Consider the following 19,997-nt stretch of genomic DNA (forward strand, 5'->3'; position numbering starts at 1 on the left):
TATAACACACATTATTGGCGTGTGATTAGATTACGATCGTTACGATTTGTTCTGGTACATCGTAGAATGGATCTTGTTTTTTCTTAAGGAAAGGAGTAGCAATTTGTGGGAATAATGCATAAGACAAGACATCTTCTGTTGTCGTTGCAAATGCTTCCGCTTCTTTCGCAAATGTTGCCATAGCTGGCTGTAGGAGGTCAGCTGGGCGGACAGTTACGATTTCTGCATCTTTACCTACGATTTTTTCAACAATCTCTTCAGCAATCGGAGCTGGAGATTTACCATAGTAACCTTTAACGTATTCTTTAATTTCGTTTGGTATTAGTTTGTAGCGCTCACCACTCAAGACGTTCATAACGGCTTGTGTACCAACCATTTGAGATAATGGGGTAACTAAAGGAGGATATCCCATATCTGCACGCACTCTTGGAACTTCCGCAAGCACTTCTTCATATTTATCCAATTGTTTTGCTTCTTTAAGTTGTGAGAGAAGGTTTGACAACATACCTCCTGGAACTTGATAAATAAGCGTATTTGGATCCGTTTCGAGAACCTTAGGATTAAAGACACCACTCTCTTTGAATGTTTCTTTTACAGCTTTGAAGTGATCCGCGACAATTTGGCAGTCTTCGAGGTTCACATCAATGTCGTATCCAAGTTCGCGTAACGCAATAACCATGGATTCTGTTGAGGGTTGGCTTGTCCCTCCAGCAAATGATGAGTTTGCTGTGTCAATAACATCTGCTCCTGCCTCAACAGCTTTAAGGTATGTCATTTCGGCAATACCACTTGTTGAGTGTGTATGAACATGAATAGGTAATGCTGTCACTTCTTTAATAAGACGGACTAAAGTTTCAGCACGAGCTGGAGTCAGGATTCCAGCCATATCTTTAATACAGATTGAATGAGCACCCATTGCTTCCATATCTTTAACCAATTGAACATAGTATGCATCTGTATGAACTTCACTAATTGTATAGCAAATTGTCATTTGTGCATGTCCACCATGTTGAATAATTGATTTAACAGATTGTTCTAAATTTCGTAAGTCGTTTAGAGCATCGAAAACGCGGATGACATCAATACCATTTTCAATGGATTTTTGGATGAAAGCATCCACAACATCATCTGGATAGTGTTTGTATCCAAGAAGGTTTTGACCACGCAATAGCATTTGGAGCTTGGTATTTTTTACGTGTTTGCGGATTGTACGGAGTCGCTCCCATGGATCTTCTCCTAAAAAACGGATACATGCATCAAAAGTTGCACCACCCCATACTTCAAGACTTTCGAATCCAGCATGGTCAAGTGTTTCCAATACTGGAATCATTTGTTCTATTGTCATGCGCGTTGCAATTTGACTTTGGTGTGCGTCACGTAAGATTGTATCGGTGATTTTAACGTGTTTCGTCATTAAACGTCACACTCCCTTCTTTTATTAATATATCTTGCATTGCCTTGTGCAATGCTTTAACTGTATGTGTTCGGTTACGACCGCACGCCTTGCTTGATTCATTACAAATCAAGCAACGACGGCCATCATATCCAAGATCTTCACGAGAAAGCGATCCATTTGAATTATAAACATCAAAGTCATAGAGTCTTCCAAGTGCATTTTGATCTTCAAGTTGAATTGTGAGTTTTTTTACGAAGTCAATTTGTGATGTATTGACGACAATGAAATATTCGATCCCTGTGATGGCATTCACAGTTTTCGTATAAAGCGTTTCAAGTGCTGCAGCACTCAAGGCTGCATGCAACCGTTCAATTCCAAGTTCTAAAAGTGTTTGAATCAGTTCATTGTTTTTAACAGGACCTGGCATATTGACCTTTAATGCAATGAGAACTGCATCCGGATAAAGCGACACAAGTTGTTGTTGGAACTGAATACGATGATCACGATGTGTAAGAACTGCCTCAAGCGTAGGAACTGGTCCAACTTCAAAAGCATCTTTTACACTCTGATCAATGTGATATTTAGTCACGTTTAACTTGGCGCACTGCATCGATTAAGCTACCATCACGGTATTCAATTAATGCAACCACTTTATCTCCATATTGGATTGGCTCAGGTGTTCCAACGATTCCATAAGCACGATCACGAAGTTCTTCAATGGTGAATTGCGGAATATCAACATTTTTGAAACGTTCGATTAGATCTTGACGTAATGGGTTAATTGCAATCCCTACTTCCGTAACAACGACATCAATCGATTGTCCTGGTGTAATAACTGTATTAACGTCATCAACGATTGTTGGGATACGACCACGCACTACTGGTGAAAGGATAATGCTGAGTTTTGAACCTGCAGCGGTATCACTATGTCCACCTGAAGCACCACGGATTAAACCATCAGAACCAGTCATAACGTTGACATTGAATTTAGTATCAACTTCTAATGCAGATAGTACAACCACATCAAGCATGTTGACAGCAGCACCTTTATTTCCAGGGTTCGCATACATTGAAGCACTAATTTCGTAGTGTTTTTCATTGTTTTTAATCGAATCAATCGCACCACGGTCAAATGATTGAGTATCAATTAATGTATCGATTAAGCCTTCTTCATGCATTTCTGCTAAGTGGCCTGTAAGTCCACCTAAAGCAAATCCTGCTTTAATGTTCTTCTCAATCATTGCGTCTTTTAGGTAACGTGCAACTGCAAGTGATGATCCACCTGTTCCTGATTGGAATGAGAATCCTTCTTTAAAGTATGGTGATGCTTGAATAACTTTGCTTGCATATTCTGCAATAAGAAGTTCTTTAGGATCTGTTGTATAGCGTGTTGCGCCTTTAGCAATTCCATTTGGATCACCAATTGAATCAACGACAACAACGTAATCGACATGGTTTTGTGGAATACTAATTGGTGTATTTGGGTATGGTACAAGTGTATCAGTGATAATGACGACTTTTTCTGCAAATTCTGCATCAACGCGTGCATATCCTAATGATCCACACGCTGCTTTACCATGTGATCCATTTGAGTTTCCATATTCATCTGAACTGGATGCTCCAAGGAAGGCAACATCAATTTTAATATCGCCCATTTCGATTGCTCGTGCACGACCACCGTGTGAACGGATCACAACTGGGTTTTCCATGAGTCCGTTAGAAACAGCTGCTCCAACTTTATCACGAAGTCCACTTGATGTAATATTTGTAATCACACCATTTTTGACATGGTCAATAATTGGTTCGTGAACGTTTGCGATAGAACTTGATGCTAATGTTAAGTTTTTAATTCCAAGTTTTGCAATTTCTTCCATAACCATGTTGAGGACTTTATCCCCTTCACGGAAATGGTGGTGGAATGATACGGTCATACCATCTTTTAAACCTGTTTCAATAATAACATCTTTAATGGATTCACGAAGTTTTGATTCCCCAGGTAATACTGCAGTTACAGTTGCGGCATTACGTTGGTATGTTGGTTTGCGATCAAATTGATCAACAAACATTCCAAATTTTTCTGCGTATTCTGTAGGAATTTCGCGTCCGACTTTATTTTTTGGCATATTAACGTACCTCCCCGTCTACATCGATTCCAGCAGCGCGTGCAAGCATGATGACACGCTCAGCACGTTCTACGATTGGTTTATCAATCATTTTACCGTTTAGTGCAATAACACCTGAACCTTTTGCTTCAGCTTCAGCAATTGCTGCAATAACGTCTTTTGCATTTTTAATTTCTTTGTCTGTAGGACGGTAAACGCTATTAACGATAGGTATTTGACGTGGGTTGATAACAGATTTTCCGTCAAATCCAAGTTGACGAATTAATTCTGTCTCACGGCGAAGTGTATCGGGATCGTTGACGTCTGAGAAGACCGTATCGACCGCAGCTACACCTGCTGCACGTGCAGCATGTACAATCATTGAACGAGCAAAGAATAGCTCCTCACTGTTACGTTCTGGGTAACGACGTGTTTTCATTGAAGTAACATAGTCTTCTGCCCCAATTGCGATTCCCACGATTCGTGGACTTGAAGTTGCAATTGCATACGCGTTGAGGACTCCCATTGGACCCTCAATTGCAGCAAAGATTTTAGTAGATCCTTCTTCACGACCGGATTGTTTTTCAGCTTCGAGCATAATTGCTTCAACATCAATAACATCTTGCGCAGTTTCAGTTTTTGGAAGACGAATAACGTCAATTCCTGCACGAACCATCGCATGAATATCATCACGACCACCCTGTGCTAAGTCGTTAATACGAACAACGGTTTCAGTTGTTCCAAAATCGAGTGTTTTTACTGCTTGGTAAACTAAGAAACGTGATGTATCTTTTTCTTTAAGTGAAATTGAATCTTCGAGGTCGAACATAATGGAATCAGCCCCGTATAAGTTTGCATCACGTAGCATTCCTGGATTACTTGCAGGAATGAACATCATTGTTCTTCTTAAACGTTCCATGATTCTAATGCCTCCCAATCGATATTTTGTGTAATACCTGACGCACGGTGAACAACTGCAATGGTACGTGCTTTTATGGTACAGTCCAATGCTCCTTGATCAACAATAGATACTTTTGCATCGGTAATTCCAAGATTCGCAAGTGTTTCCTCGACAACTTTACGAATTTGTTTTCCAAATTGGAATTCGACGCTACTTTGTAGGTCAATTTCAATTCCTTTACCAGCGTTTTGGTCAATCATAATCTGTAAATCTGATGATTCCAGCGTACCGGCTACCGCTTGATTTTTAATTTCAAATTTTGCCAATTGATGTTCCTCCATTTCGAATCTCACTGATGAGTGTTTGACCTTCCTCTGACATTAAGTAGTCATAGGTGGTCGTTGGCACGAGCTTTTGAACCAGCTCTAAATCATTTTCGAAAAGCGCTTTACGGACCAAAGACGCGCTAATGACATTGCCCGTAATTTCTTTGCGGGGAATGATACTTAGACGAATCTCAGGTTCTAAAACAGATTTTAGCGCTTGATTGTAGATTGCTGTTGCTTCAGAGTACGGCTCTTCACCAACAAAGCGTTTGGTAATATTCATTACGTTCGCGATATTTTTGAAGATGGTTGCATCTAAAGCTGCTTGAACTGCAGTGACACTGACGTCTTCTTTAAGGAAATATGAAGGGAAAGTTTGATTGGAAACCATATAGTTCCCAGTATCTAACACTGTCACATTTGCAAAGTGTGCTGTTCCTTTTTCAACAAGATTACGACGCACATGCGCAGGGAATGCGGACGCATCTTCTGATAAAACAAACACAAAGACATGATCAGCATGTAACGTTGCATATTCAACAAGGTATTGATGACCTTTGGTGAACGGATTTGCATTCATTACAATGGCTGCACTAACGCCTGTTTCTTTTCGATACGGCTCGATGCGTTCAAGATAACGATCGAAACCATTCATTGCTTTTTCTAAGAATACAAGGTCTTCACCAACAGCGGCAATTTGTTTAAATCCAAGATATTTAAAGGATTCAACAGCGCTTGGTTTTGTGTAAACGTACACATTAGTGTAACCATTGTCCAACACCTCATTCATTAAGAATGAGATAAGTTGGTTCAAGGTTCCACCTCCAGTGTATTTCTTACACACGGCGATGCATTTTAGAATATTTTGATAGATGGATCCCGTCGCAATTAACGTATCCCCTTCAAAAACTCCATAAGTATAATCGACGTTGTCCTCATGACGGATATTGGCATCGTTCAAGAACGAAACCCATTGTTCGTATTCATCACGATAACGTTTGATGTGCATTCGACGAATTTCTGACATCTGGCGCACTCCTTTCGATTATTTTTTGTCTTCTGGGAAGACTTTAAGTAAGACGGCACTTGCTGCATAGATGATTAATAATGCGGCAAAGATACCACCCATTCCAATTACCATAATTTCCAATGCTGGCATAATATCAGCCATATTTAAGTTTAATGTCATAATGATACTCCTTTATTAAGCGAAGAACATGAGGATCATTCCACCAGCAACAACTGATGCAATTTGACCCGACACGTTCGCTCCAATAGCGTAGTTGAGTACGAAGTTTTGTGGATCTTCCTCTGTAGCAAGTTTTTGAACAACACGTGCTGACATTGGGAAGGCTGAGATACCAGCACCACCAATCATAGGATTAATTTTTTCTTTACGGAACAAGTTAATGAATTTTGCAAAGAGAACACCACCGATTGTGTCCATAATAAAGGCAACAAGACCAAATGCAATGATGAGTAATGTTTGAACATTAAGGAATTCACCAGCAGTCATCTTCATAGCAATCGTGAAACCAAGTAAGATTGAAACAAGGTTTACTAATTCGTTTTGTGCTGTAAGGCTTAAGCGATCAAGAACTCCACATTCACGAAGTAAGTTTCCAAACATTAAGAATCCAACAAGTGGTAATGAAACTGGTGAAATAAATCCAGCAACCACTGAGATAATGATTGGGAAAAGAATTTTCGTACGTTTTGATACACCGGATGCTTTATAGTTCATCTTAATTGCGCGTTCTTTTTTAGTTGTTACTAATTTGATTGCGGCAGGTTGGATGATTGGTACTAAAGCCATGTATGAGTATGCGGCAACAGTGATAGGCCCTAAGAGCTCTGGTGCAAGTTTATTTGCAACGAAGATTGATGTAGGTCCATCAGCAGCACCGATAATTCCAATAGTAGCGGCTTGTGGTAATGTAAAGTTAGCAATAACTGCAACCACAATCGTAAAGAAGATTCCGAATTGTGCAGCAGCACCATAGAGTAACATTGATGGATTTTGTAGTAATGGTCCAAAGTCGATCATTGCTCCAATTCCAATAAAGATGAGGAGTGGGAACAACTCTGTTTCGATCCCTGCGGCAAAAAGAATGTTTAGAACACCTTCTGGCCCTCCTGGTTGTGTAATAAGTCCCGAGTTCGGGAAGTTAACAAGAATCGCACCCAAGCCCATTGGTACTAAAAGCGTTGGTTCGTATTCTTTAACAATTCCTAAATAAATGAGTACTAATCCAATTACCATCATAATAATCTGTGGTAATGTGATTTGCATTATCCCCTGAATTAAAATATCCATATGTCTTTCCTTCCTTTACTATTTAATGACGACCATGACTTGTCCAACGTCAATAGCAGTTCCTTTTTCTGCATAAATTGCAGCAACAGTTCCTGCTTTTGGTGCAACAATATTGTTTTCCATTTTCATTGCTTCAAGAACAAGTAATACTTGGTTTTCAGTAACAACGTCACCAACTTTAACAGCGATTGATAAGATATTTCCTGGCATTGGTGAAATAACTTCTGTTCCGCCTTCAACACTTACTGGTGCAGCTGCTGGTGTTGGTGCAGGTGCTGCTTCAGCTACTGGCGCTGCGGCTGCTGCTGGTGCAGGTGCTGCTACTGGTGCAGCAGGTGTAAATGATAAACCTTCTGGATTTCCAATTTCTTCCATTTCAACAACGTATTCTTTGTCGTTTAATTTTACTCTAAATTTTCTAAGCATATTCTAATTGCTCCCTTCCTCAGTAATACTTACCAACCTAAAGGTTGATTCTGGCTTATCGTGTGCCAGGACACTTGCTGCAATCAATGCTGCAGCTTCTTTGTCTTGATCAATACGACGAATTGATTTGATTTTAACTGTCGCATCATCAAAGCTTGTAGATAAAATTGCAGAAGCAATGACAGCTACCGTATCGTGCTCCTCTTGATCTGTGATTGCTTCAGTGAAGTCAACCAATGGAATTTGAGGTGCGGCAACTGGCGTTGGTGCTACAGTTTTATCTTCAACGGGTTCTACTTTATTACGTTTTCTCCAAAACATGCCAGTACCTGCTCTTTCTACACTCTTATTATAATGTATACACTTCTGGATATATGATTTTATGGTGTTTTTTACGTGTCTGAACATTCAAAAAACACCTATTGTAAACTATTTTATTTATTTAAGTTTACAATGCCTGATTTGCATGATATTCTAGCATGCATAAGGAGGCTTTTATGACGCCATCAGTTTTAGAAATACTTGAAAACAATATGGGTTCTTTTATCAGCGGAGAAGCGATTGCTACCCAATTTGGGATGACACGCGCTAATGTATGGAAAGAAATCCAAAAACTTAAGGCTCAAGGCTACCGAATTGAGTCAGTTCGCAATCAAGGCTACCGCCTTATTGATTTAAACGGTAATTTATCGAAATCACAAATTCTAACACATGTTCACGACGCGTTAATTCGTGATGTTGAGTATTTGGAATCGGTTGATTCAACGAATACGTATGCCAAATTGCTTGCACAAGATAGTGACGTAACAGATTATGTTGTTGTTTCTGACCTTCAAACCGATGGCCGCGGCCGCATGGGACGCTCATTTTATTCCCCTTCTAAAAATGGGGTATACATGAGTTTCATCCTACGACCAAACTTAGCCCTGCAAGATACGCAATTATTAACGATTGCTGCCGCGGTGGCTGTTGTCCAAAGTATCAAGCAACTTTATGATGTTGATGTTGATATTAAGTGGCTTAATGATATTTATAGTAACAAACGTAAATTATGCGGCATTCTGACCGAAGGTGAAATCATCCTTGAGTCGAGCAGTTACCGTTATTTAATTTTGGGACTTGGTATTAATGTTTATACAGATTCCCAATTGCCAGATTCGATTCAAAGCATTTACACAGCCCTCGATGCTGTTGTATCCCAGCCCATTGATCGAAATCAATTGGTCGGCGCGATCATTAACAATTTTTATGATATTTACCAGGGAATCCCCAGAATCGAGATGCATTGTTGCACGAATATAAAGCATCTAGCATTGTCTTGGGTGAAGTCGTTCATGTTAATAATGATCCGAACCAGTCTTATACTGCTATTGATATCGACGATCATGGTTATCTCATCGTTGAAGATGATGAACACAACCGTCATATCTTAAACGCTGGCGAAGTCAGCATTGGAGGAAGTTTCAAAAATGAAAACTAAAGATTTAACACTTGCTGCACTCTTTGCAGGCTTTATATCAATTAGCTCTTATATCGTCATTCCACTCCCTGTCGTTCCTTTTTCGCTTCAAGTATTTGCTGTTAGCTTAACGGCTATCTGCCTAACGCGTAAACAGGCACTCTTTGCCATCTTGACTTATACCCTAGTTGGTTTGATCGGACTTCCTGTTTTTGCTGGAGGTCGTGGTGGTTTCCAAGTTATCTTATCTCCATCATTTGGATTTATTCTTGGATTCATTCCCATGGTCTTCATTATCAACACACTATTCCATAAACTACCGAAAGGCAAACGTTGGCTTGCCTTCATTGCTGGAAGCCTTTCACTCTATGCTGTGGCACTTCCTATTTTATATTTCAATCTGAAGTTAAATACCGGAACGGTGCTTCCACTTTCAAAGTTACTCGTCACCTATTGGTTAATCTTCTTACCGACTGATTGCTTATCAATGGGACTTAGTTATTTGGTCCAAACCAAGATTTTACCTTTTACCCAATCGCAAACTACATCATCGGAGTCGTTGTAAATAGTTACAAAAAGCTGGTATTGCGAAATACCAGCTTTAGTTTGTTATTTAATAAATGGTACAGCACCTGTGAATCCAGCCACGAGGATGAAAATCACGAAGATTCCCAATGCCCATTTTGCGGATTCTTTTTGCCATTCACCCATATCTAACTCTGTCATTTGTAAGAGTAAGTAGATGAAGGCAACGAGTGGACTGAGTAAGTGGAATGCTTGTCCTAAGAGTGAAGCAACTCCCAACTCCATTTGTGTCCATCCGTATGTTGCACCTGCTTCTGTAAGCACTGGTAGCACACCATAGTAGAATGCGTCGTTTGATAGGAAGAAAGTACCTGGTGCTGACAAGAAGGCAACAACAAGACCCCAGAAACGACCAAAGCTTGCAGGAATAATTTTTGTTAAACTAATTGCTAATGCATCTGACATACCTGAAACTGTAAATAATCCTGTAAATACCCCAGCACCAAGTACTAAGATAACAACAGCAACTGCGTCTCCTGAGTTTTCGTGTAAACGCGTTTTTTGATCTTTAAGGTTTGGATAGTTCATCATTAATGCAATAACTGTACCTACAAGGAACAAGAATACTGATGGGAATGTTCCTTCCATCATTAGCAATGTAACAATTGTTAATGTAAGGATTAAGTTTGGCCAGAATAAGTGTGGACGACGAATTTTTAAGATTTCTTCATCATCTGTTGATGTAAGCTCAAGTAATTCTGTTTCTGATAATACTTTGATTCCAATACGTTTACGTTCTTGGAATCCCATGTAGATTGAAACACCTAACATGTAGATAACAGCTAGAATCATTCCTGGTGCAACTGCACGAAGGACTTCTGAGTCCATTCCGTTTAGTTCAGGTAGAACTGAGATAACACGGGCTGTAGGACCACCCCATGGTAGTAAGTTCATAATTGTGTTCATGAGGATAACAAGAACACCCAAGTTCATCATCTTCATACCCAGCTTCTTATAAAGCGGTATAAATGCGGTACATGTAATTAACGTTGTTGTCGTTCCATCACCATTCAGTGATACGGTAGCCGCAACAACTGCGGTAGCGAATAAGACTTTTAATGGATCTCCATTCGCGAATTTAATCATGACTCGAGTAATTGGATCGAACATCCCTGCATCGAGCATCAATGCGAAGTAGAAAATCGCAAAGAGTAACATGATACCTGTTGTTGATGTTTTCTTAATTCCATCAAGAACAAAGTCCCCTAGAATCCAAATTTGGTCCATGAATGTGACCATTGATGGATCAGCTAGTTTTTTAATCTCAACTATTTGATCCGTGTAGAGTCCCATGAAAGACCCTGCTAATGCAAATACAAGTGGTACGATGATCAAAGCTGTAAATGGTGATAATTTTTTCTTCATTATCAAGAATAGGAATACAGCGATCATTCCCCACGCCAACACTGTTAGTGCTATAGGCATAATATTTCTCCTCCCTGTGGATAATTCTTTATCAGAATGTACATTCATCATAATGCCAGAAAGCGATTACAACAATACTTGAACAGCCCAAAAAACACTCAATAAACACCCTATACACTTGGGGTACACTATGGGATTACTCACTTATTAAGCCACATTTTCACATAAAAAGCCACGTTTGAGTGGCTTTTTGAGGTTCCGCTTAGGCAAGCTTTTGCAAAACACTTGTGAAAAAATAGATTATTAGTCAATCTCTTGAAGGATGTTTTTGATGATGGAATAGGTTTCTTTCGGAAGCCAATGCCATTCATCAGCATCCAATAAATATTTCTCGCGCAGGGTAAATGTACGACGGAGCTTCTCTAAATATTCGATATCAGCAAATTGTGGTGTAAACGAATTGGATACAGCATATGACATTTTTGGAAGGGGTCCGAATGGCTCAAACACTGCAGTGTCCGTTAAAATGTCGTGAATTACTTTCATTGTATCTTCGGGTTTTATTTTTTCACCATTGAAATATCCTGTATTTAAAATATAACCTGTGACATCACCTGTTTCAAATAACGCTTTGAACTGTGTATAATCTTCCAATAGTGGATAGAGTCGGAATGGATTCGCATACGGTTCAATGACCAATTTACCCACCTCGTCGGTATTTTCAGCATTACTTCGGGTTGTACTGATGGTTGCTCCCATAACAGCCGCTAAGACTGGGTCGTCCAATCGCACACACGGTGGAAAAGCATCATCACGCATAATCCAAAAAACTGTTTTGAGTGGTGAGTCGATCGCATCGATGCGATTATCTGTCCAATATTTCGATTTGATGGTGCGACCATTTCCATTGCGAACATCTTCCGTCTGCAGAACAAGCTTTCCAGTTTCATCACGTACAACGCCATTATTTTGAACTGTAATGAATGATTCAATGGCATCGTGTCCCATCGGATAATCGGCAGTCTTATCAAAGTAAGATGGTTCGAGTGCAATCGCCCGTTTGGTCTCTTCATGAATAATAAACGCATCATCATGCAAGACTTTAACCTCAGTTGTTGCCTTGGGCTGAGCAAACGTAATTGTAGACTTACCAGATCCAGACAGTCCAAAAGCAGCCATGACTTGTTCATGCTCGCCATCTTTCATGTATTTTAACCCACCATGGCATGGGATATAGTCGTAGCGTTTCGCTGCGTTCCATGCGAGTGAAAGAATTGCTTTCTTGATTTCGCCAAAATAGTTTAGACCTAAAATAACAGCAACATCTTCATGAGGATCTAGGAGGACGAGTCCATGGGGATAGTCTGGATGACGCCATTCTGGATCGACATATATAAATTGTTCGCCCTTAGGATTTTCAATACAACCTGCTTCAAAGTTTATCATTGTATTATAGAGATTATTCTCGTGTCCTTGAGGCAGCATGATATGGGCATTCATTTGAAAATCTGCATCCAACCCAACATAAACACATGAACTGTAAAATGTCCGGTGATGATTGCTTTCGATGATATCTTGAACAAGCTTTACAAAAGCCATGTCTTTGGGACTGTCAATAATATGGCGTGCACGTGCAGTTCTTCCGACTACAGAACCGTTGTTATCAACGAGGACTTTTGCATTGCTAGGAAGTCCGAGTGCTTCTGTATGATTCACAACAAGATCTGTAACAATGGTCGCAGGTGCAGTTTCCGCCATGCGATATGCTGCTTCACGGGTTTTAACCGGAATTACGTGATTATGATAGAACGCGGTTTCAACGGTAGACTTAAACGCTTGATGTACGTGTTTGTGGAACATGATAGATCCCTCCTATACAAATATCTTACCACGCATTACTTCCACTCGTTGTTTTTAATCGGTTTTGTATGTTTTTTTTATGTATACAAAAAAAATCACCTTGCGGTGATTAATATTTGGGTGCCCATTGGATGGCGATAGTTCCCAACCCTGCATGGGTTGCAACCGCTGCCGGAAGGGGGATAATATAGTATTTAAAGGTTCCTAGTTTTTCAAAAAGGTAATCACGGCATGACTCTAGGACTGCCATCCCCTCGCTTTCAAGTAAATAAAGATCATGCGTTTCAGGTTTTACATGATACGTAATCATATCATCAACAAGTGCTTGGAACGCTTTTCGATCAGTACGTCCAATACTCCGTTTTTCTATCGATACACCTTTATTTTCTAAATAGAGCATCGGTTTTACACGAAGTAATGATGCAATTTTTTGTGCTGTCTTGGACATACGACCACTTAGCACAACTTGGTCTAGTGTTTCTGGATAGACATATGAAATTGTGTCCGAGAAAATCTTGTCGAGCATTGCTTGAATTGTTTCAATGGATTCGCCACGTTCGTTGTATTCTCGAATACCACGGACAGCTTGTTGTACAGGTCCGGTAATCGTATGGGTATTTATAACTGTGGTATTTTGAAGTCCACTTTCATTCACTGCCTGTTGGAATGATGGATAAGATCCGGACAGTGCCGTTCCAATACTTAGGACGAAAACATGGTCATAATTTTCGTCAACCATCGATTCAAACAACTCCATCATAAATCCAATACTTGGTTGGGATGTTGTCACACGTTCTTTATTACGAAGTAAGTTATTAACCTCTTCTTTCGTAATTGTCACTTCATCAATATATGCATGGTTATTATTCATAACAGTTAATGGTGCAATTTTTACATCAAAATGCTTGATTTCTTCAGGGGTGAACGACACGGATGAGTCGCAAACGATTGCAATTTTTTTCATGGGCATCATACTTTCTATATTTATATTAGCACGCTTAGTATACCAAATTTTTTTCTTATTTTCACAAATACTTTATGTTGTTTTTCACACTTTTGAAATTTATACACTAAAAATGCAAATACGAATGTAGTATCTTATCCTTTATTATGATAAGTTGAGTTTACTAGAAATGAGGCATCCTTATGATTCAGTTAATCAATCACCTTAATTCACCCCAAGAAGTCCAATCAAAATTGGATAAAGCCTTCGCGAAAGGCTATACGTTAAATAAAGTAAAGTTTGGGTTTCGCTTTTTTAAAAAGGAAGAAACTCCCAAAGCTGCGGCATACCTTGTTGAGCGCGAAACTGCTTTAGAACGCAAGTATCTCGTCGATAAAACCGTATTTACCCAACCCAATGTTACTGTAACCTATTGCTTGGGTGTTGATGAGAAACAAGATACTATTTCTGACATTTTACTTGTTGATTATTATCAACATCAAAAATCTCTGTACAGTCATGTTTCGTTGCGTTTAAGCATTTACGTCATGATTGGTTTGTATGCGCTCATGTTCCTTAATATCATTCCGGCTGCTTTAACGGGCTGGTTGTTCCTTGTTATTTTCTTATTTTTATTGCACCGCTTTGTCAGTTATCGTGCATTCTATAAAACGGTATTCAAACCGCTTTTAGACTCTACCAACTCAATAGATGTTGCAAAGGCCATCAGTCTTGTAATCGTGGCTGATCGTAAGTTGAATAGCGAGGAATTTGCGATAATCCGCGAACTGGGGAATTTTGAATTTTCCAACGAGAAAAATGGCAAATTTGTCTACAAACTCCTCACTCTATCAAAACATAAATTGGTCCAAGAAAAATTGGATGCCTTGACTTCAATTGAAACTGAACTCTTTGCTACAGCACGTTAATCGTGCTTTTTTTATGACTGCTGATACTTCATTGCGAGATAAAAAGGCACAGCTAAAAGTAAACCCGCTAGACCCGCAACAAGCTCAAGCGGTGGTGCTTGTAAAAGAAGCCATATTGACGCCACAATACTGTATGCCGGAATCAAGATCCCAAAGGGTAATCGGAATGGGCGTACAACGTCTTTTTTTGTACTTCGCAATCGAATCACTGCCATCGCTGTCGAAATGTACTGGATAAAGCCTGAAACTACGGCGAGCGTTACGAGCATTTGGTAACTACCAGATAAGGCGACCGGTATTGCAATGATTGTTGAGGCAACAATCGCAAAGCCAGGGGTACCAAAACGTGATTCCTTCGCAAAGCACGATGGTAAAAGCTTATCTTCAGCTAGGGCGACCATACATCGTGGCGTAATGAATGAATTGGCAATGTTAATACCAGCAATTGAAATCAAAGTACCAGTACAAGCAATCATCAGGCCTGTAGGTCCAATCATACGGTATAGAGCGGCTTGAATAGGCATTGTTTCCGTCTTTAAATCATTTCCCAATACTCCGATTGATAGAACATGAACGCCAATATAGAATACGGTAATGACCGACATGACAATCATAATTGCACGTGGTAGATTTTGTTTTGGATTTTCCATATCCTCAGATGCAATTGCTAATGATTCAAATCCTTGAAACGCATAGAACCACATCAAACTAATTGCACCAAATTTACTCCATTTGAATGCCGTATCTGTCATGACAAGTTCAAAGTGAGATCCCTTAACGAAGAAAACACCCACAACGATAAATATAAGGATTGGAATAATTTTTGAAACAGTTACAACATTATTTAAGACTTTCGTAAAATTAACTCCGAGATAATTTACGATACCCAATCCAACAAGTGTCCCGATAACAATCAGTGCACCACCTGTTTCCGTACGTGCTGGACTCCATATTGCGCCCAAAGCAACTTTTAAGGCACATGCTGTCGAAGCCCATGTTATTATTTGAACCACTAACTTACTAAAGCCAACAACAAATCCTGGAAATTCTCCAAATGCGTCACGGACATAAACATAGGGCCCACCATTTTGTGAATAAATACCGGCTGCTTCAGCAAAACATGCTGCCAACGACATCACCACAATCGCGATAAAAAGTAATGTCCAAAGACTTCCCAGGCCAATTTCTTTACTCGTTATATGTGGAAAGAAAAAGACGCCAGAACCAATAATCGAATTAATACCAAGCAATACGATGCTCGTAAATCCAAGTTTCTTTTGCATTATAAATACTCCTTAATTTCTTTTTTTTCCTGTAGATGGAGTTATTTTACAGAAACAGCTTACGCGAAACAAGGCGTGAATCTTTCGTTTTTATTGGCTAATGTCGAAGCGATAAATTAGCCAAACTGTCTAAATCGCTATTTTACGTCACCTGTAGCGGTTACATTACTTGTCTGGACATGACTCAATACCGTAAACTAAATATAAATAGTTACCGCTTAATCACTTTCTTTTTAAGTATGAAAGTGCGAAGCAACGAAAGGAATTCCTATGTTCAAAAAATTAATGATACTAAATCTATGTCTTTTGTTTATTACTGGGTGTAGTGTTAACACCCCCGAAGAACCCAAAACACCAGCCGCAACAACCAATACGATGACACGCAACAATCATGATTATACGTTTGATGTTGTATCCGGAGCTACGAATGGAAGGCATGAAGGGACCGCTTATACAGGTGATGAAAAATGGCAACGTATGATGTGGTCAGGACGCCCTGAAATTGGTGTTGTTACTGGGGATTATTATTTTGATTCCCTCGACTTCAACGGTGGCTATATTGCAACTGTGACAGTTGTCACCGAAAACAATGCTTTGCAACTTGTTGAATTTGATGAAATCTCACCACAAAACTACTATGCGCCTGAATGGGCAAACCGTACGAAACGTACCTCCGGGTATGCGAATTGGCAAATGGATAATGGTCGTACCGATACGACGCTTGTTACCATTGTCAATGCGATGACGTTTCTTGAGTATCAAATGATAACCCAAAACAGCCTTGTAGGTGAGTTCAATGCACCTGCGGGTTCTTCAACCAGTCTTCGTGGTGGGTTTGAGCCCGTTGCCGAAAAAATCGCACCTCGCGTCGAAAAGCCATCCAATTTATATTATATTGGGGTTACCGAATCTATAGGAGATGGCCTCTATGCCCGTCTTGGTGTCATCTATAACAAACAGGATCAGTCAATCTATGATGTCGTCTATGATGAATATTTCGATGATAATCCTGCGGCAATTACCGACCCAACATTGCAACAGTTTTACCGTCAATCAAAGTACCACGCCCGTGAATTTGAAGCCGTTACTCAACAGCCCTTCCGCGAGGATGTGACTGCACTAAAAGATGCCGTAAAGCAACAACAAACTCTCGATATTTCAATCGAGAACACTGCCATTTCAGTGCACTATCGCACGCTAGGTGAACGTGTGTATCAGTTAAGCCAAGAAAAAATGTCTGAGTTTTAATCAGACATTTTTTTATTGATTGAGATAGGGCAATGCATAACCTGAACCATCAATTAAATCATACTGAATCACTTCATAAGCTGTCAGTAGTTTTTGTTGATAGGGAGTCAATTGCTCATAACTTCGTGGACTTGTATCACCATACAAGTAATAACCAGTACTATGAATACTAATGAATGTTTCGTTGACCTCTTGAACCAAAGCTTGATATGGACTAATTTTGACATCTCCAACTGCATAAATTAAATTCTGTGCATTTGTCAAAGAGATTAGGTCTGTGTTGTAAGCTTCCAAACTTGCATCGGGAAGGTTTGTCGCCATAAAGTAATTGGTTTGATATTTTTTGATAGGTGTATTGACGTTTAAGATACTGTTGTAAATTCCCGGAAGATGATCCCCATAGAAAAAGAGAATATATGGTTTTTCTTCTTCATTCAAAGCCGTTACAAATTCTTTCGTATAGCCATCTGTTCGATGAATTCCTTCACTATAATTTTTGACGACTGTTTTATAACCATCTGATAATAGTTCACTCTCGACCTCATAAATACTATCTGGGAAATCGTTAGGGTACGGTGCGTGATTTTGCATCGTTACTAAGTGAATCGACATTGGATTATCATTGGTTCGATAATGGTCAAGAACTTCATTGTAGGCAGACTCATCCGAGATATATCCATACATAACCAGCAGCCCTTTATGCTGCATATCATTTTCAAAGATGCTTGTATCAATTCCAAAGTTTCGATATGTCGGAACTCGTTTGAAGAACTGTGATCCATAACTATGGATTGCAAGCGTATCGCGTTCGACGTCAGATTGAATCGATTTAAAAATTGATGGCAGATGATCATTGGTCGATGTGAATGACTGGAATGCGGTCGCAACTGCTGGACTTAGTGATCCATAGCTCATTCCTGTTATGAGTTCATACTCGGTATTGGGTGTTTGGCCACCGTAAGTTGGTGAAATGATCGATCCCACTGCTACCTTATCAGATGAATCTTTTAAGTATTCAAGTGGTTCCTCTGCAAGTATAAAACCATCCAAGTTACTAGGATCACTCATCGATTCACTAAGAATAGTGATAACATTGATATCTTCAAAATTTTCACGACTTCGGCTTGCATTGATTGCATCCGCATCTTTTGTATAATGGTCCATAATTTTATCGACAGTTTCTTTTGAATACGAATCCGGTTTATACATATTATCACCCGGTATGTTTACAACAAATCCATTCAGAAAACCGTAATATTGATAATTATCGATTTGATTCCAAATTGAATACTCCGGAAAGAAATTATTATTTAAAGCATAACTTCTAAAACGTGAGTCATGTTTATTGTAGGACATCATGTATGATGACCCCAACATTAATATCACAAGTCCTGAGATTAAAGTCACTACACGAATGTGTTTGTTGTAGACCGGTTTGAAAATACCGATTTTGCGGTTTAAGAAGACCATCACAACAACAAGAACCACAAGTACTACCACACTTAGGATGATCATCTTAAGTTGACGTGACGTAATCATTGAGAGAAGATCTTTGGTATTACGAAGATAGCTCACATCAGCTGGATATATAGGTTCGACTAATACATTTAATTTAATATAATTTAAAACAGCAACAATACCAGTTACCGTTAAATATCCAATACTTACAAAAAGAATATTATTAAAGATTAGTACCAGCAGTATAAACACAATAAACAACACTAAAGTACTAAACACATATGCTGGTGTTGAGTATGCAATTGATTCAAAAACGAGATCATAGTCAAATTTAAATAAACTTGCTGTCGTTACGAGTTGAAAGACTACACTCATAACAATTCCAGTTACTATAATTGTTGCGCTATAGGCTAGCCATCGTTTCCAATTTTTATTTTTTAACATTTAATTTCCTCATTTCAAGGGGCCAACAAGCGTAATAGGTTCTGGTTCTACATCGAACTGAATATGCTTGGTCTTGCCTCCAAATTCGCCATCAAGGCCGTATTCGACCGTTGACTCACTGTTGATTGTAACTTTTTTTGCACGTCTAAAGATGATGCTATCATCTTCAAAACTCTGAGTATTGATTTGATGAAGTGCTTTAACGAGTTAAACCGGTGTTTTGGGTGTTCGAACAAGCATCACTTCAAACAAGCCATCTGCTAAATCGGTCGAATCAGGAAAACGGACAAAGTTTGCCATTTTTTTTGTATTGGTGATGGATACAAAACTGAATTTCCCTTTTACAATTTCATCATCCACGTTAACGTCAAGACGGTATTTCTTTAATTTCCAAATTTCCCAAAAACCACGCAACATATAGGCAAAGTAGCCAAATTTATTCTTCAGTTTTTGATCAGTCGTATAGGGTACATTGGACAAGTAACCAAAGGTTAATGCATACGAAAATACTTTATCATTAACAACACCTAAGTCCGTAGTAATTGTTGTTGTAAAGTCTGTTGTTGTAAGTATTTCTTCAATATTGACGGTTTCATAATAGTTCTTTGCAATATCATTCGTTGTACCACTGGGAAGCATCAGAATTGGTTGTTTTAAATTTAACGCTGCTGCCATTGTAAATGCCGCACTGATGGTTCCATCACCACCCATAGCCGCTAGGACATCAAAGTCTGTAGTTTTGATGCGCTCCATCAAGGCTTCTGGATCTTGTTGAATGGATTCTTTCGAAACAATATTGAGGTGGGCGTATGAAGCATCATTGATCGTTGGAATCCCCTTACCGGATTCTGTATTACCAATAAAGAAAATACGAGGGGTCATAATCATCACCTATTCTTATCATTCTTGTTTATATCTATGTACAGTATACCGTTATTTCACTTTTTTTCAATTT

At 39.2% G+C, this 19,997-nt stretch carries 20 protein-coding genes and 1 pseudogene; 5 read left to right on the forward strand and 16 right to left on the reverse strand.

The features are described 5' to 3' along the window. Nucleotides 1-25: 25 nt before the first annotated feature. Genes G7061_RS08895 through G7061_RS08940 form a run of 10 tightly spaced genes read right to left on the reverse strand, consistent with a single transcriptional unit; the run spans nucleotide 26 to nucleotide 7,789 of the window. Nucleotides 26-1,414, reverse strand: a complete 1,389-nt coding sequence (locus tag G7061_RS08895) for an oxaloacetate decarboxylase subunit alpha (protein ID WP_159639204.1) — start codon at nucleotides 1,412-1,414, stop codon at nucleotides 26-28. Beyond that, complete coding sequence (citX, locus tag G7061_RS08900; protein WP_159639205.1) at nucleotides 1,398-1,985, reverse strand: citrate lyase holo-[acyl-carrier protein] synthase; 588 nt, start codon at nucleotides 1,983-1,985, stop codon at nucleotides 1,398-1,400. Before citX ends, G7061_RS08895 begins: the two co-directional genes overlap by 17 nt. Beyond that, nucleotides 1,978-3,519: a citrate lyase subunit alpha gene (gene citF, locus G7061_RS08905; protein WP_159633598.1), complete on the reverse strand. Its 1,542-nt coding sequence runs from the start codon at nucleotides 3,517-3,519 to the stop codon at nucleotides 1,978-1,980. Before citF ends, citX begins: the two co-directional genes overlap by 8 nt. A gap of 1 nt (nucleotide 3,520) precedes the next feature. After that, the gene (locus G7061_RS08910; protein ID WP_159633601.1) at nucleotides 3,521-4,417 is read right to left on the reverse strand and encodes an aldolase/citrate lyase family protein; all 897 of its coding nucleotides are present in this window, start codon (nucleotides 4,415-4,417) and stop codon (nucleotides 3,521-3,523) included. Beyond that, complete coding sequence (citD, locus tag G7061_RS08915) at nucleotides 4,405-4,725, reverse strand: citrate lyase acyl carrier protein (RefSeq protein ID WP_236261672.1); 321 nt, start codon at nucleotides 4,723-4,725, stop codon at nucleotides 4,405-4,407. The genes G7061_RS08910 and citD overlap by 13 nt, the downstream gene beginning before the upstream one ends. Beyond that, complete coding sequence (gene citC, locus G7061_RS08920; RefSeq protein WP_159644659.1) at nucleotides 4,712-5,752, reverse strand: [citrate (pro-3S)-lyase] ligase; 1,041 nt, start codon at nucleotides 5,750-5,752, stop codon at nucleotides 4,712-4,714. The genes citD and citC overlap by 14 nt, the downstream gene beginning before the upstream one ends. 18 nt (nucleotides 5,753-5,770) lie before the next feature. Next, nucleotides 5,771-5,914, reverse strand: coding sequence for an OadG-related small transporter subunit (locus G7061_RS08925; RefSeq protein ID WP_159633610.1), 144 nt, complete (start codon nucleotides 5,912-5,914; stop codon nucleotides 5,771-5,773). Between the two features lie 15 nt (nucleotides 5,915-5,929). Beyond that, nucleotides 5,930-7,042: a sodium ion-translocating decarboxylase subunit beta gene (locus G7061_RS08930; RefSeq protein ID WP_159633613.1), complete on the reverse strand. Its 1,113-nt coding sequence runs from the start codon at nucleotides 7,040-7,042 to the stop codon at nucleotides 5,930-5,932. A gap of 18 nt (nucleotides 7,043-7,060) precedes the next feature. Beyond that, on the reverse strand, nucleotides 7,061-7,468 hold the full coding sequence (locus G7061_RS08935; protein WP_166120702.1) for a biotin/lipoyl-containing protein: 408 nt from the start codon (nucleotides 7,466-7,468) through the stop codon (nucleotides 7,061-7,063). 3 nt (nucleotides 7,469-7,471) lie between these two features. Continuing rightward, entirely contained in the window at nucleotides 7,472-7,789 is a 318-nt protein-coding gene (locus tag G7061_RS08940; protein ID WP_159633619.1) for a hypothetical protein, read from the reverse strand. Nucleotides 7,790-8,001: 212 nt separating this feature from the next. On the opposite strand from G7061_RS08940, the pseudogene G7061_RS08945 reads away from it, so the two are divergent. The 3 genes and pseudogenes from G7061_RS08945 to G7061_RS08950 all read left to right on the forward strand — a co-directional run. Beyond that, nucleotides 8,002-8,679: pseudogene (locus G7061_RS08945) on the forward strand (biotin--[acetyl-CoA-carboxylase] ligase); the annotation flags it as partial. A gap of 107 nt (nucleotides 8,680-8,786) precedes the next feature. Next, the gene (locus G7061_RS10895) at nucleotides 8,787-8,948 is read left to right on the forward strand and encodes a hypothetical protein (RefSeq protein WP_240914416.1); all 162 of its coding nucleotides are present in this window, start codon (nucleotides 8,787-8,789) and stop codon (nucleotides 8,946-8,948) included. Beyond that, nucleotides 8,938-9,492 carry a biotin transporter BioY gene (locus G7061_RS08950; protein ID WP_166120706.1) on the forward strand — a complete coding sequence of 185 codons (555 nt, stop codon included), beginning with the start codon at nucleotides 8,938-8,940 and terminating at the stop codon, nucleotides 9,490-9,492. Before G7061_RS10895 ends, G7061_RS08950 begins: the two co-directional genes overlap by 11 nt. Nucleotides 9,493-9,536: 44 nt before the next feature. On the opposite strand, the gene G7061_RS08955 is transcribed toward G7061_RS08950, so the two are convergent. From G7061_RS08955 to G7061_RS08965, 3 genes are all read right to left on the reverse strand, one after another. Then, a complete protein-coding gene (locus tag G7061_RS08955; RefSeq protein WP_201288169.1) occupies nucleotides 9,537-10,937 on the reverse strand; it encodes a CitMHS family transporter in 1,401 nt (466 codons plus the stop codon). Between the two features lie 243 nt (nucleotides 10,938-11,180). Continuing rightward, nucleotides 11,181-12,737 (reverse strand): phosphoenolpyruvate carboxykinase (ATP), encoded by a 1,557-nt coding sequence (locus G7061_RS08960; protein ID WP_166120709.1) that lies wholly within the window; start codon nucleotides 12,735-12,737, stop codon nucleotides 11,181-11,183. Between the two features lie 109 nt (nucleotides 12,738-12,846). Further along, nucleotides 12,847-13,701: a DegV family protein gene (locus G7061_RS08965; RefSeq protein WP_159633631.1), complete on the reverse strand. Its 855-nt coding sequence runs from the start codon at nucleotides 13,699-13,701 to the stop codon at nucleotides 12,847-12,849. A 182-nt stretch (nucleotides 13,702-13,883) separates the two neighbouring features. Between G7061_RS08965 and G7061_RS08970 the strand changes: the two genes are divergently transcribed. Next, a complete protein-coding gene (locus G7061_RS08970; RefSeq protein ID WP_166120713.1) occupies nucleotides 13,884-14,609 on the forward strand; it encodes a hypothetical protein in 726 nt (241 codons plus the stop codon). A gap of 11 nt (nucleotides 14,610-14,620) precedes the next feature. On the opposite strand, the gene G7061_RS08975 is transcribed toward G7061_RS08970, so the two are convergent. Continuing rightward, nucleotides 14,621-15,892: an APC family permease gene (locus tag G7061_RS08975; protein WP_159644670.1), complete on the reverse strand. Its 1,272-nt coding sequence runs from the start codon at nucleotides 15,890-15,892 to the stop codon at nucleotides 14,621-14,623. A 270-nt stretch (nucleotides 15,893-16,162) separates the two neighbouring features. On the opposite strand from G7061_RS08975, the gene G7061_RS08980 reads away from it, so the two are divergent. Then, the gene (locus tag G7061_RS08980) at nucleotides 16,163-17,140 is read left to right on the forward strand and encodes a hypothetical protein (protein ID WP_166120716.1); all 978 of its coding nucleotides are present in this window, start codon (nucleotides 16,163-16,165) and stop codon (nucleotides 17,138-17,140) included. Between the two features lie 12 nt (nucleotides 17,141-17,152). On the opposite strand, the gene G7061_RS08985 is transcribed toward G7061_RS08980, so the two are convergent. Together G7061_RS08985 and G7061_RS08990 are read right to left on the reverse strand one after the other, a co-directional pair. After that, nucleotides 17,153-19,042, reverse strand: a complete 1,890-nt coding sequence (locus tag G7061_RS08985) for an LTA synthase family protein (protein WP_166120719.1) — start codon at nucleotides 19,040-19,042, stop codon at nucleotides 17,153-17,155. Nucleotides 19,043-19,249: 207 nt separating this feature from the next. Beyond that, nucleotides 19,250-19,924 (reverse strand): diacylglycerol kinase family protein, encoded by a 675-nt coding sequence (locus tag G7061_RS08990; protein ID WP_166120722.1) that lies wholly within the window; start codon nucleotides 19,922-19,924, stop codon nucleotides 19,250-19,252. Nucleotides 19,925-19,997: the final 73 nt, after the last annotated feature.

The sequence above is a fragment of the Erysipelothrix sp. HDW6B genome (assembly GCF_011301115.1).
Taxonomy (GTDB): Bacteria; Bacillota_I; Bacilli_A; order Erysipelotrichales; family Erysipelotrichaceae; genus Erysipelothrix; species Erysipelothrix anatis.